This window comes from Micromonospora sp. NPDC002717, from assembly GCF_040295705.1.
Taxonomy (GTDB): domain Bacteria; phylum Actinomycetota; class Actinomycetes; order Mycobacteriales; family Micromonosporaceae; genus Micromonospora.
This window is the reverse complement of record NZ_JBEOVW010000009.1, coordinates 77,319-89,790: the sequence shown is the minus strand read 5'-3', so window position 1 is coordinate 89,790 and position 12,472 is coordinate 77,319. Positions and strand designations below refer to the sequence as shown.

Genomic DNA, 12,472 nt, shown 5'->3' with positions numbered 1-12,472 from the left:
GTGTCACAACTCAGATCGTGAGCTGCCAGTCGGTCCAGCCGTCGACCCGGCGGAAGCCGAGCTGCTCGTTGATCGTGATCATGTAGCTGTTCTCGGCCGCGTTGAAGGTGTCGATCGCGCGCACCGCCGGCTCGTGGGCGAGCAGGTGCCGCAGGTTCTCGATCTTGACGAGCAGGCCGAGCCGGTGCCCCCGGTGAGCGGGGTCGACGATGGTGATCTGCTGGAACGCGTGCCAGTCGGCGGAGGGGCCCACGTCGAGCAGGGTCCAGGCGGCCACCTGGCCGGACGCCTCGTGGCGCACCGCCGTGTGGTAGCGCCGCCGCCCCCGCGCCTCCAGCGCCCGCTCGATGCCGCGGACCCGTTCGACGTCGATCCGCTCGGGCTCCCACTCCACGTCGCCGAGGGGCGCGTCGGCCATCAGCCGGCCGTCGAGGTAGGCGATGTCGGCGACGTGCTCGTCGGGGGTGCTCCCCTGCCAGCGGAGGACGCGGTAGCCGTCGGCCCGGGTGCGGGCGTCGGCCAGCGCGGCGTCCAGCCCGTCGTGGTCGAGCCGGGTGGTGTCGAGCCGGCTGCGGATCTCGGCCAGCGCCGGCCGCGCGCCGGTCGACGCGGCGAAGGCGGCGCCGGCCTCGGGCCGGGGCGGGCCGCCGGGCAGCGCGCCGACCGCCATCCCCAGCACCCGCTTGCGGCCCCGCTCGCGCAGCAGCCGTACGGCGTGCTCGTGCAGCGCCCGGCCCACCCCGCGACGCCGGTGGGCCGGGTCCACGATCAGGTCGGCGGTGGCGTTCTCGGTGTTGTCGAGCTGCGGCAGGTCCAGCGCGAGGTAGCCGGCCGGCACGCCGTCGAGCCGGGCCAGCGCCCAGATCGCGGCGTTGCCGGGCATCGGGTGCCGGATCGCGGCCTCGAAGCGCCGCCGGCAGAAGGGCGGGAAGTCCGGCAGGTCGGCGTCGTTGGCCGCCGCCCCGATCCGGTAGGCCGCATCGATCGCGGCCTGATCGGCGGCGTCGATCGGCGCGATCGTGATGCTCATGCCCCGAGGGTGGCCCGGAAACGACGATCGGGCCAGCGATTTAACCGCTGGCCCGATCGGACGTTGGTCGGGAGGGACACTCGCACAACGCCTCCGGCGTTGGGTCGCAAGAACTCAAAGTCTCCGGCGAGACGCCCTCCCGCACGAAGCATCTTGCGCCGCCCGGTTCCTGCCGTCAAGTCCTTGTCGGCGCGTTTTCCGCACTCACAGCGAAAAGCCAGTTACCCGGCGGATCGACCCGATCCCCCGTCCGGGTGAGTCGCCCCTCCCCCGTTCCTCCCGGCCGCCCCACGCGATCTTGCGCTTCGCACCCCTGACCTGCCCGGAACTCCGGATGGACCGGGCGGCGCCCACGGTGGCCGTCGGACACGTCACCGGGGGCCGTCCCGTGACGGCAACGGGGCGGCCGGCGCCCCGTGGGTTGCCGGCCGCCCCGTTCGCCGCGTCAGCCCGCCTTGCTGAACTCGATCGAGATCGACTCGACCGCCTTCTTGCGGGTCATCGACCGCTCCAGGCCCATCGCCTCCAGCGCGTCGTTGACGCTGTCCACGTACGCCGTCAGGCTCGGCGTGGCGGCGTAGTAGGTGCCGGTCGTGGTCTGGGTGGACGCGCACGTCGTGTCGGTGATCCCACACGCCATCGTGTAGTGCGTGGCGCTGGTCCACTGGGTGGTGGCGCCCTGCACGTACAGGCGGGTGTTCACCCGGCACGCCGCGAACAGGTACGGGTTGCGGACCGTGGTGGTGAACGTCGCGGTGTCGGTGCCGGGCCAGTAGCTCACGGTCGACTCCGCCACGCAGCCGCCGTCGAAGCTGCTCGACGACTTGCTGACGGTGTACTTGTCCAGCGTCCCGGCCGCCGCCGGCGTGGCGCCGAGGGCCACCACACCGAGTGAGGCGGCCAGCATGGTGAAGGCGGTCACGGCCGCCCGGGTGACGCGGGCCGGTGCTGCGTTCATGGGAACCCCTCTCGTGCCGGCCGGGTGGTCGCGGCCGATCGCAATTCGTCGCCTATGTGACAGGCGGCGGTGGACCCCGGGAGGTTCCGGGTACCGCCACCTGCAGATTCTTCGGCCGGGTCGGGAGGGCTGTCCAAGACGCGACAACGATGGGCCATAGGACGGACCTATGAGTGCTGGTAGATCTTCTGATCGTCGATGCCCGCGGGGGTCGGGCAAGGGGGATCGTCATGGTGGAACTACGTCAACTCCGGTACTTCCTCGCCGTCGCCGAGGAGCGGTCCGTCACCCGCGCCGCCGCGCTGCTACACGTCAGTCAGCCGACGCTGAGCCAGCAGATCCGCGCCCTGGAGCGGGCGGTGCGCGCGCCGCTGTTCCACCGGGAGCCGGCGGGCGTCCGACTCACCGAGGCCGGATCCGCGCTGCTCGAACCGGCCCGGCGGGCCGTGGTCGAGGTCGCCGACGGCGTACGGGCGGCCCGGGACACCGTCGGCACCGGCGACGGCACGCTACGCGTCGGCTTCAGCGCCGGCGGGGCGGGCGACCTCATCGCGTCGATCCTGCCCGCCTGGCAGCGGGCCGCCCCCGAGGTACGGCTGGTCCTGCGCGAACTGACCGTGGGCGGGCTGTACACCGCCCTGCTGGAGGACCAGATCGACGTGGCGCTCACCCGGCTGCCGCTGGACCCCGAACGGCACGACTGGACGGTGCTGTTCGCCGAGCCCCGCGTCCTCGCGCTGAGCGCCCGGAATCCCCTGGCCGACGCCGGGGCGGCGGTGTCGCTGGCGGACGTGCTCACGCTGGCCATGCCCCGGATCGAGGACGTGCCGACGATCCGCGACTACTGGCTGCTCAACGACTACCGCGACGGCTGCCCGCCGCAGCAGCGCGGGGTGACGGTCACCTCGCCGGCGGAGATGGCGTACCTGATCCTCCAGGACCCGTCGGTGGTGGCCGTGGGCCCCCGCACGGCACGCGGGCTCTCGCCCCTCGCGGAGCTGCGCTTCGTGGAGCTGTCCGAGGTCGCCCCGGTGCCCTTCGTCGCGGCTGCCCGACGGCACGACCGCCGTGCCGCCGTGCTCGCCTTCCGTCAGGTCGCGGCGACGGTCGCGCGCCACCTGCACGGCGTGTCCACGCCGGCCGGTGGCAGACCGGACCGGGTGGCCGACGTCGAGGCGAGGCGCGCGACCGGCGCCGGGGCGGGCCGGGCCGGCGGCTGAGCCGCGAGCGGTCACCGGCCTCGGAGCTCAGCCGAGGAGGCCGGCGTCGCGGGCGGCGCGCAGCGAGGGCCTGATCCGGTGGGTGGGGCCGGCCTGGGCGGCGATCGCGTCGAGGGTCTTGAGCCCCTCACCGGTGTTGAAGACGACGGTCTCCGCGGTCGGGTCGAGCCGGCCGGACTCGACCAGCTTGCGCAGCACCGCCACCGTCACCCCGCCGGCGGTCTCGGCGAACACGCCGGTGGTGCGGGCCAGCAGCCGGATGCCGGCGCGGATCTCGTCGTCGTCGACGTACTCCATCCAGCCCCCGGTGCGGCGCACCGCCTCCAACGCGTAGAGGCCGGCGGCCGGGTCGCCGATGTTCAGCGACTTGGCGATGCCCGTCGGCTTGACCGGGGTGATCGTGTCGGTGTCGGCGTGCAGGGCGGCGGCGATCGGGTTGCAGCCGGCCGACTGGGCGCCGAAGACCTTCCAGCCGCCGGCCGGCGCCTCGACCAGCCCGATCTCGACCAGCTCGGCGAACGCCTTGTCGATCTTGGTGAGCAGCTCCCCGGAGGCCATCGGGATGACCACCTGGGCCGGGATCCGCCAGCCGAGCTGCTCGGCCACCTCGTAGCCGAGCGTCTTCGACCCCTCCGCGTAGTAGGGGCGGACGTTGACGTTGACGAACGCGGTGTCCTCGAACTCGTCCGTCTCCACCAGCTCGCCGCAGAGCCGGTTCACGTCGTCGTACGAGCCGTCGACGGCGACCAGCTCGCCGCCGTAGACGGCGGTCGTGACGACCTTGCCCTGCTCCAGGTCGCCGGGGATGAAGACCACCGACGGCGCCCCGGCCCGGGCGGCGTGCGCGGCGACCGAGTTGGCCAGGTTGCCGGTGGAGGCGCAGGCGTAGCGGCGGAAGCCGAGCGCCCGGGCGGCGGTCAGCGCGACCGAGACCACCCGGTCCTTGAACGAGTGGGTCGGGTTGCCGCTGTCGTCCTTGACCCAGAGCGGAGCGGTGATGCCCAGCTCGGCCGCGAGGTGCGGGGCGGCGACCAGCGGGGTGAAGCCCGGGTCGAGGGTCACCCTGGTCGCCGGGTCCTGGCCGGCGGGCAGCAGCGCGGCGTACCGCCAGATGTTCTGCGGGCCGGCCTCGATCTGCTCCCGGGTGACCGCCGCCAGCGCGGCGGCGTCGTAGTCGACCTCCAGCGGGCCGAAACACTCGTAGCAGGCGTGCTGGGCGGCGAGCGGGTAGCGGGCCGAACAGGCGCGGCAGACCAGGGCGCGGGCGGGGCTGGCGGTGGTGTCGATGCCGGAGACGGCGAACGCCGACGTCATGTCGAGAGTCCTCTCATCTTTCCCCGCATCGCACTCTGCGGCGGGGACGGAATTGGCACCTGCCCCGCCGGTCGCTCTGCGGTGAGCGCGCGGGGTGGTTGCCGGGGCGTCGTCGGGCCGTATCCCTCAGCCCCTCTGGATGAGGTATGCAGTTGTGCCTGCGAGTTTAAGCACCGACGCCGCCCGGATCGACGACAGATCCCAGGATGTGAGCGATCCCGCAGTCGCCGCCGAGCCGCAGGGGCGGCCGCTCCTCGACGGTACGGATCCACCCTGCCAACTCGCCGCCGTCGCGCAGCGGGAGCAACGCGTCCGGGCTCCCACGAAGCGACGGCGCGCCCCTGGCGCGCTCCCGTTACGGTGCAGGCACATCGACGGAAAGGAACGCGCGAATGCGTCGCAAGCTCGTCCCGGTGGTGGCGCTCTCCATGGCCTGCCTGCTGGCGCTGACCACCGCCTGCTCCACGGGCAACCGGAAGAAGCGGGACCGGTCCGCCGACCGGCCCGCCGGCACCGGCGCGAAGCGGGACGACGTCGACGCCGCCCGGACGACCCCGGCCCCCCGCCACGCCGGCGACCAGCTCACCTGCCCCGAACTGCGCAACACCCGGATCGGCAGCAGCCGGGTCCGCTACCGCGGGTACGCCGCCCCGATCCGCCTCGCCGCCGGCCGCTGGTCCGACCGGGACGGCACGACGGTGGAGTTGCAGCGGCCGTGCGCCATCGGCGACCTCGACGGCGACGGCGCGGGCGACGCGATCGGCGTGGTCATGCTCGACGGCGGTGGCACCGGCCGCTTCTTCACCCTCGCCGCCTGGCGCAACGTCAAGGGCGAGCCGGACTACCAGGCCCAGGTCGACCTCGGCGACCGTACGCCGGTGGAGAGCGTCAGCGTGCGCGACGGCAGGGCGACAGTGGTCTACCTGACCCGGCCCGCGGACGGCCCGATGGCCGAGCTGAGCATCCGGCGTACCGCCGTCTACCAGCTCAGGGGAACGACGCTGGCCGAGCTGAGCCACACCGACGCCCGGGTTTCCGACGCGTCCGACGGCGGGGACACCGCCGACTCCGGCACCGCGCCGGACTCCCCCGACACCCGCAAGCGCAGGCCCCGTTCCCGCTGACGTCCCGCCGGTGGTCGTACCGAGCCCGAGCCCGAGCCGGCCGATCCGCCGGCGCGGGCTCCGGCCGTGACGAGCATCCGGCTCAGCGTGGGACCGGTCGGTGGGCCGGTGGCCTCGGTAGCCGTACGGATCCGGTGGCCCGGCAACCCTGCTGACTCACCTCGCCGAGGCAGCCCCACCCCGAGGTCGGGACGCGCTCGAAGTACTGGACGGGCTGCGAGGGGACGGCCTCGGTGGTGAGCGTGCCGGTGCCGCTCGGGATGCGTTGCTCATGGGAACCGGTCGTGTCGGTGTAGGAGGCGACGATGTGCCACTCGCAGGTGTGGGTGGACACCTCGGGCTGGATACGGAAGGCCATGTTCGACTGACCGTTGCCCAGCTCGACGACGTTGCGGCGGAAGTACAGCCGACCCTCCTGCGGCTCGCCGTCGTCCAGGACGTACGGGCCGTGCGGCTTGTCCGTCGGCCCACCGGTCAGGTCCCACAGCAGGCCCTGCCGGGACTCCGCACCCGCCGGGGGGACGGTGACGACGGTCTTCGCCGTGGGTACGCGGCACGAGTCCTTGACGGCGGTCATGTTGTTGATCGTGAGTCCGGCGGCGCGATCGCTGTTCAGGTTCAGGTCGAACGTCTGGGCAACGCCGCGGTTCTCGTTGCCGTCCTCGAGCGGCGCCACATAGGACGCGTGCTCGACCATCCGGCCGCCGAGCGGCTTCATGAACTCCCACACCTCTGACGCGTCGCCGTTCAGGGCGGTGAGGGTGGCCTGTTCGCCTTCGGTCAGCGACCGGTCGAGCAGCACGGTGAAGGCCTCGGGCAGGTCCCGGTCGTAGTCGAGGGGAGTGACGGTGGACACGAACGCGGGTTGCTCACGGTCCACCGCCTTCTGCGCCTGCCTGTCCGAGCGGGCCCGCTCGGTGGCCGTCGACCGGTCCAGGAGGAAGTTGGCCTGGTAGGCGAACAGCATGCCGACCACGACGATGACGGCGGCGGCGGTCGCGTACACCGCACGCTGCTTCGGCGGAAGCCCGCGGAACCCGGGCAGTCGCTGATCCGCCAGCACGGCCCAGGCTCCCGGCCTGGGCGACTGCCCAGCCGACTGCTCCGGTGGCGGTGCGGGCGGGGACGTGGACGACGGCTCGGCCGGCGACACGGGCGGAGACACGGGCGACGGCTCGCCTGGCGGTGCGGGCGCGGACGTGGACGACGGCTCGGCTGGCGGCTCGGGCTGCGGCACGGCGGGCGGAGTGGCCATACCCGATTCTCACTCACAGGCGCCATACCCTTACGGTGCGACAGGGTTCCGCGGGCGGGTGTCCGAGCTCGGCGGGCGCCGGCCGGTGCGATGATCAGGTGATGGCAGTCCCCGCGCGCCGATCCGCACCGCGTTCGCCCGGTGGAGTTCCCGGTCCGGCACGGACAGTTGGGGTCGCGATCGTCGGCCTCGCCCTGCTCGGCGCCTGCTCCCCCGCGACCGAACCGTCGTCGGTCGATCCGGCCCCGCCGTCGATACCAAGGGCCATGCCGACAGGGGCGCCGACCACGACGCCGACCGAGTGCCCGGCATCCGGCGTACGGATCACGTCGCCGGGCAGCAGCGCCGCGATGGGTCTGCGCGCGCTCGGCCTGCGACTGGTCAACTGCGGCACGAAGCCCTACCCGCTCGACGGTTACCCGGTGCTGCGCCTGTTCGACGGCGACGGCAATCCGATACCGGTCCGGGTGGTCGAGGGGGCCAAGGAGATCACGTCGGGCTTCGACGACCCGCCCCGGCCGCTGACCCTGCGCCCCGGCGAGCAGGCTGGCGCCGCCGTGCTCTGGCGCAACCTGGTCACCGACCCGACCGTCGTCGCCACCGACGGCGAGCGCCTGGAGATCGCACCCGCCGCCGGCCGGCCCGCGCAGCTCGTCGGCCTGGACGGGCCGATCGATCTCGGCAACACGGGCCGGATCGGAGTCAGCGCCTGGAAGAAGGCGACCGACCCGGCACCGACGCCGACCCGGCCGCTGCCGGACACCTCGGACCCGGGCGGCCCGGAGTCGAGCAGCCCGGTGCCGCCGCTGCTCTGAGCCGCCCGGACGTCAGCTGGTGACGTCCTTGCGGGTGAAGCGCCAGAAGGCGAGGCCCCAGAACAGCGTCGTGTAGCTGATCGCCGAGATGGCGCCGCGTACCACGTCGTCGGTCTGCACCGGCGTCGACAGCAGCCCCAGCCAGGCGGTGGCGTAGTGGGTCGGCAGGAACGCGCGCAGCGCGCCGAGCGCGGTGATCTGGTCGAGGATGCTGGAGAGGATCCACAGCAGCACCGCGCCGCCGACCGCGCCGAGCGCGGCGTCCGTGACCACCGACAGCAGGAACGCCAGGCCGGCCACGACCAGGAGTACGACGGCCAGGTAGCCGAGCACGCCCAGCAGCCGCAGCAGCCCCTCCCCCGGTTCGAGCTGGGCGGCGACGGTGCTGCGCAGCGGCTCCCACCCGTAGCGCAACGTGCCGATCAGCAGGGCCGTGCCGGCGAGCAGCGCCAGCGCCAACGCCGAGTAGACGAGCGCGACCAGCAGCTTCACCGTCAGCAGCCGGGCCCGGGGCACCGGCACCGCGAGCAGGTAGCGCAGGCTGCCCCAGCTCGCCTCGCTGGCCACCGTGTCCCCGAAGAACAGCGCCACCACCACGACCAGCAGGAACGACGCCGAGACGAAGATGGTGAACAGGGTGAAGTTCAGCCCGCCCGAGGTGGCGAACTCGACCAGGCTGCCGAACTCCCCGCGCCCGTTGTCGTCGTCGTCGCCCGTGTCGAACTGGAAGGCGATCAGGATGATCAGCGGCAGCAGCACCATGAACCCGAGCGCGAGCTGCGTACGCCGCCGGGATGCCTGCCGCCGGAACTCGGCGCCGAACGGCAGGGTGGCCGACGGCCGGTAACCCGCCGCCGCGCCCACCGTGGGTGACGTCCCCGCCATCATCGGTCCCCGCTTCCCCGAGAGTTCTCACCGACCAGGGCGAGGAACGCGTCCTCCAGGCGGCGCCGCGGCACCACCCGGTCCACCCCGATGCCGGCCCGGACCAGCTCGGCGACCACCTCGCTGCGGGCGGTCCCGTTGGTGTCCACCACGAGCTGGCCCTCGCCGTCGGGAAGCACCCGCACCCCGTGCAGGCCGTTCAGCACCGCCCGGGCGGCCGCCGGGTCGGTCACCTCGAAGAGCACGCTCGGCGACTCCCCGACGATCTCCTCGACCGGGCCCGAGGCGACGATCCGGCCCTTGTTCACCACCACCGCGTGCGTGCAGGTCTGCTCCACCTCGGCCAGCAGGTGGCTGGAGACCAGCACCGCCCGGCCGTCGGTGGCGTAGCGCTGCAGCACCCGGCGCATCTCCGCGATCTGCGGCGGGTCGAGCCCGTCGGTCGGCTCGTCCAGCACCAGCAGCTCGGGCAGGCCGAGCATCGCCTGCGCGATGGCGAGGCGCTGCCTCATGCCGTGGCTGTAGTTCTTGATCCTGCGGTGCACGGAGTCGCCCAGGCCGGCGATCTCCAGGGCCTCGTCGAAGTGCGCGTCCTCGGCCGGCCGCCCGGTGGCCCGCCAGTACGCCCTCAGGTTCTCCAGGCCGGACAGGTGCGGCAGGAAGCCCGGCCCCTCGACCAGCGCGCCGATCCGGGACAGCACCGGCGAGCCGGGCACCAGCCGGTGCCCGAAGACGTAGATCTCGCCGGCCGTGGGCTGGGTCAGCCCCATCAGCACCCGCAGCGTGGTGGTCTTGCCGGCGCCGTTGGGGCCGAGCAGGCCGACGACCTGGCCGGGATGCACCTCGAAGTCCACGTTGGAGACGGCGACGAAGCCGTCCGCGTACTCCTTGCGGAGCTGCCGCACGGCGAGCGGGACGCCCGCGTACGCCGGGTGGACGGAGCTGTCCTGGCGGCGGTGCCGGCGGCGGGCCACGGTCACGACCGCGACGAGCCCGACCACGATCGCGGCGACCAGCCCGACCAGCACCCACCGCCACACCGTGGCGGCGGTGGGGATCGGCTCGCCGGCGACGGTCGGCAGGGCGACCGCGCCGTCGGCCACGACGGTGTGGACGGTGGGCTCGACCGGGGTGGCGTACGCCTGGTCGGAGGTCGCCACCACGACGCGCAGCCGATGCCCCGCCTCGACGCGACGGACGATCGCCGGGAGCGTGACGGTGACCGGCTGCGCCGCCTCGATCTCGCGCGGCAGGCCGGTGAGCCGGACCGGGGCGACCAGGCCGTTGGGCAGGGTGGCCGCGCCGTTGGGGTCGACGTCGTAGAGCTTGACGAAGAGCACCGCCTCGCCGGTCGGCGACGCCGCCCGGATCTCCACGGTCGGCGCGCCCACCACGTCCACCGCCTCGATCAGCGGCTCCGACTCGAACCGGGCGTGCTGGCCGGGGATGTCCCCGGCGACGCCGCCGAGCAGGGACGACAACTCGCCGGCGAAGGGCACCGAGGAGATGGCGGCGGGGTTGCCGGCCGGCGGATTGGCGACCGGCTGGGCCGGGCCGGCCACCGGGACGTCGCGGCGGGCCGTGCCGGCGACGCCCGGGTAGTCGGCGGTGCGGTAGCCGGTGGCCACCAGGCCCCGGTCGAGGGCGTCGAAGCCGGCGATGCGGGACCAGGTGAAGTCGTCCCCCGGGGCCTCGCCCTCACCCTTGACGTAGTGGTCGAGCCACTGCACGGTCAGGAACCTCACCCGGTCCGAGTCGGTCCGCGGGCCCTCGCCGCCGTCGTGTCCGCCGGTGAACCAGGCCACCCGGACTGGCGTGCCGGCGGCGGCGATGCCGCGCGCGTTGGCGTCCGCCTCGCCGAGCGGGAAGAGGGTGTCGGCCGCGCCCTGGACCAGCAGGGTCGGCGCCTTGATGCGGTCCAGCACGCCGGCCGGGCTGGACCGGCGCAGCAGGTCCACGGCGGCCTGGTCGGCCCGGCCGGTGGTGGCGATCCGCAGGTACGCGGCGCAGATGTCGGCGGCGAACCGGCCGCACGACGGGTCGGCGGCCCCGGCCGGCGCCCGCCCCGGACCGGTTCCCGGGCCGGCGCCCGGCCCCGGGCTGGGCGGGCCGGCGGAGGCGGGCGCCCCCTCGGGCTGGGTGGCGCCGGCCCCGGAGAGCCCGGCCGGCCCGGAGCCGACGTTGCCGCCGCCGCCGAAGAAGAGGCCGGCCCAGCCGGACTTGAAGACGCCCTCGGTGGGCTGCTTGCCGGTGCTCTCGGGCAGGAAGGAGTGGGACAGGTCGTGCCAGGTGATCATCGGGACGATCGCGTCGACGCGCTGGTCCTGTGCCGCGAGCAGGAGCGCCAGGCCGCCGCCGTACGAGCCGCCGACCACGCCGACCCTCGGGTCACCGTCGCCGTCGGTGCGGATCTCGGGGCGGGCGGCGAGCCAGTCCAGCAGGCGCTGGGCGTCGCGGACCTCGTAGTCCGGGTGGTCCAGGTGGATCTGCCCGCCGCTGCGGCCGAAGCCCCGCGCCGTCCAGGTGAGCACCGCGTAGCCGCGCCCGGCGAACTCCTCGGCGTCGGCGCGGACGGACTCCTTGGTACCGCCGAAGCCGTGCGCCAGCAGCACCGCCGGCACCCTGTCGGCCGCCGAGGCGTCCTCGGGCAGGTAGAGCGTGGTGTCCAGGTCGACGTGCTCGTCCCCCGTCGGCCCGGAGGCGACGTTCACGATCGCCGCCTCGGTGCGCACGGCCGGTTCCCGCGGCACCACCGCCCAGGTCACGGCGGCGGCGAGCAGCACGACGGCCGCCGCCGCGGCGATCGCGCGCCGGCGGGTGGGCAGGGCACGCCGGATCCACGCGGCCGACGACGGCGATCTCATGCGGCACACGGTACGGCCCGAACCCTGAGCGTTGGCTGAGATCCTCCGTACGGCCGTCCGGTTGGTCCGATCGGCGGCCGGACCGGTGCGACCGTCGCAGGTCTCCGACCCTCCCGGCAAGACGAATTCGGATCACGTGAATTCCGATCTTCGGCGAGAAATCCCCTCCGATCCATCCATGCCACTCGCCAGGACGGCACCCAGCGTGGCCGGTGACGGACGAACGGTCACCTGGCGCCTCTTGACGGAAAGCTGACCGTTCGACGACCGGACCGCCCCTCGCTGGTCGGTTAATTTCCGGTCCGGTGCACGGGACTCCACGGTCGACACCGACCGGGCCACCCGGCGAGGAAGACCTGGGTTGGCCGGCGGTTCGACCCGTTTCACCCGAAGGGGGCGGTCGTGATGAGAGGTGGACTGGACGAGACACTGGCCCGGTTGGCCCGGCGCGAGGAGGCGCTGCGCCGGCGGGCCGCCGACCAGGGCGGTGCGGCGGACGGGGAGGCCGCCGCACCGCCGGCAGCGCCGGACGGGGTGGCCCGGGCCCGCGCCCGGGTCCGCACGCCGCACCCGGAGCAGCTCGCCGAGGGCCGGGGCGAGGCCCGCAACGCCGGGCCCGGCTGGGGCGACGCCCGGCGGGCCGGCGAGCCCCGCGACCCGGTGGCGGAGGTCGCCGACGCCGTCCGCCGGGTGGTGGTGGGCCACCCCGGCATGGCCGTCACCATTCGGGTCGAGCACGACCGGAAGGCGTACCCGCTGCGGATCGCCTGGACCGGCACGGGCGTGACGGTCGGCGCGGAGAAGCCTGCCGTACCGCCGCCGGCGGCGGGGCCGGCGTCGGGGCCGGCGTCGGGGCCGGCGTCGGGCAGGACGCCGCCGGCCTGGACGCCCGGCCGGGAGGGGCTGGGCGCCGACCCGACGGCGCGGCTGACCGAGCTGCTCCGCAACGACCCGTCCCTGCTCGACGACGGTTCCGGCGGTTAGACAGCGCGTCGTGCGGGAGCACG

10 protein-coding genes and 1 riboswitch are annotated in these 12,472 nt (G+C 74.1%); of the genes, 4 read left to right on the top strand and 6 right to left on the bottom strand.

Translation table 11 applies throughout. The annotated features are described in order from the left end of the window. Positions 1-10 precede the first annotated feature (10 nt). Both ABT006_RS15710 and ABT006_RS15705 read right to left on the bottom strand, forming a co-directional pair. Positions 11-1,030, bottom strand: a complete 1,020-nt coding sequence (locus ABT006_RS15710) for a GNAT family N-acetyltransferase (protein ID WP_350706874.1) — start codon at positions 1,028-1,030, stop codon at positions 11-13. Positions 1,031-1,475: 445 nt separating this feature from the next. After that, the gene (locus ABT006_RS15705) at positions 1,476-1,988 is read right to left on the bottom strand and encodes a hypothetical protein (protein ID WP_350706872.1); all 513 of its coding nucleotides are present in this window, start codon (positions 1,986-1,988) and stop codon (positions 1,476-1,478) included. 230 nt (positions 1,989-2,218) lie between these two features. On the opposite strand from ABT006_RS15705, the gene ABT006_RS15700 reads away from it, so the two are divergent. After that, entirely contained in the window at positions 2,219-3,208 is a 990-nt protein-coding gene (locus ABT006_RS15700) for a LysR family transcriptional regulator (RefSeq protein WP_350706870.1), read from the top strand. A gap of 27 nt (positions 3,209-3,235) precedes the next feature. On the opposite strand, the gene thrC is transcribed toward ABT006_RS15700, so the two are convergent. Beyond that, on the bottom strand, positions 3,236-4,522 hold the full coding sequence (gene thrC, locus ABT006_RS15695) for a threonine synthase (protein WP_350706868.1): 1,287 nt from the start codon (positions 4,520-4,522) through the stop codon (positions 3,236-3,238). 10 nt (positions 4,523-4,532) lie between these two features. After that, positions 4,533-4,668: riboswitch (SAM riboswitch) on the bottom strand. A gap of 246 nt (positions 4,669-4,914) precedes the next feature. On the opposite strand from thrC, the gene ABT006_RS15690 reads away from it, so the two are divergent. Continuing rightward, the gene (locus ABT006_RS15690; RefSeq protein WP_350706866.1) at positions 4,915-5,646 is read left to right on the top strand and encodes a hypothetical protein; all 732 of its coding nucleotides are present in this window, start codon (positions 4,915-4,917) and stop codon (positions 5,644-5,646) included. 82 nt (positions 5,647-5,728) lie between these two features. Here ABT006_RS15690 and ABT006_RS15685 read toward each other — a convergent pair whose 3' ends face one another. Continuing rightward, positions 5,729-6,652, bottom strand: coding sequence for a hypothetical protein (locus ABT006_RS15685; protein WP_350706864.1), 924 nt, complete (start codon positions 6,650-6,652; stop codon positions 5,729-5,731). A 515-nt stretch (positions 6,653-7,167) separates the two neighbouring features. Between ABT006_RS15685 and ABT006_RS15680 the strand changes: the two genes are divergently transcribed. Next, complete coding sequence (locus ABT006_RS15680; protein ID WP_350706862.1) at positions 7,168-7,716, top strand: DUF4232 domain-containing protein; 549 nt, start codon at positions 7,168-7,170, stop codon at positions 7,714-7,716. A gap of 12 nt (positions 7,717-7,728) precedes the next feature. Here ABT006_RS15680 and ABT006_RS15675 read toward each other — a convergent pair whose 3' ends face one another. Both ABT006_RS15675 and ABT006_RS15670 read right to left on the bottom strand, forming a co-directional pair. Then, positions 7,729-8,604, bottom strand: coding sequence for an ABC transporter permease (locus ABT006_RS15675; RefSeq protein ID WP_350706860.1), 876 nt, complete (start codon positions 8,602-8,604; stop codon positions 7,729-7,731). Beyond that, entirely contained in the window at positions 8,601-11,465 is a 2,865-nt protein-coding gene (locus tag ABT006_RS15670) for an alpha/beta fold hydrolase (protein WP_350706859.1), read from the bottom strand. The genes ABT006_RS15675 and ABT006_RS15670 overlap by 4 nt, the downstream gene beginning before the upstream one ends. 405 nt (positions 11,466-11,870) lie before the next feature. Here ABT006_RS15670 and ABT006_RS15665 point away from each other — a divergent pair, with 405 nt between their 5' ends. Continuing rightward, positions 11,871-12,449, top strand: coding sequence for a hypothetical protein (locus tag ABT006_RS15665; protein WP_350707175.1), 579 nt, complete (start codon positions 11,871-11,873; stop codon positions 12,447-12,449). The last annotated feature ends 23 nt before the right edge of the window (positions 12,450-12,472 follow it).

Coding starts and splice junctions, on each gene's coding strand:
- ABT006_RS15710 (WP_350706874.1), bottom strand. CDS start 1,030: ATGAGCATCACGATCGCGCCGATCGACGCCGCCGATCAGGCCGCGATC.
- ABT006_RS15705 (WP_350706872.1), bottom strand. CDS start 1,988: ATGAACGCAGCACCGGCCCGCGTCACCCGGGCGGCCGTGACCGCCTTC.
- ABT006_RS15700 (WP_350706870.1), top strand. CDS start 2,219: ATGGTGGAACTACGTCAACTCCGGTACTTCCTCGCCGTCGCCGAGGAG.
- thrC (WP_350706868.1), bottom strand. CDS start 4,522: ATGACGTCGGCGTTCGCCGTCTCCGGCATCGACACCACCGCCAGCCCC.
- ABT006_RS15690 (WP_350706866.1), top strand. CDS start 4,915: ATGCGTCGCAAGCTCGTCCCGGTGGTGGCGCTCTCCATGGCCTGCCTG.
- ABT006_RS15680 (WP_350706862.1), top strand. CDS start 7,168: ATGCCGACAGGGGCGCCGACCACGACGCCGACCGAGTGCCCGGCATCC.
- ABT006_RS15675 (WP_350706860.1), bottom strand. CDS start 8,604: ATGATGGCGGGGACGTCACCCACGGTGGGCGCGGCGGCGGGTTACCGG.
- ABT006_RS15670 (WP_350706859.1), bottom strand. CDS start 11,465: ATGAGATCGCCGTCGTCGGCCGCGTGGATCCGGCGTGCCCTGCCCACC.
- ABT006_RS15665 (WP_350707175.1), top strand. CDS start 11,871: ATGAGAGGTGGACTGGACGAGACACTGGCCCGGTTGGCCCGGCGCGAG.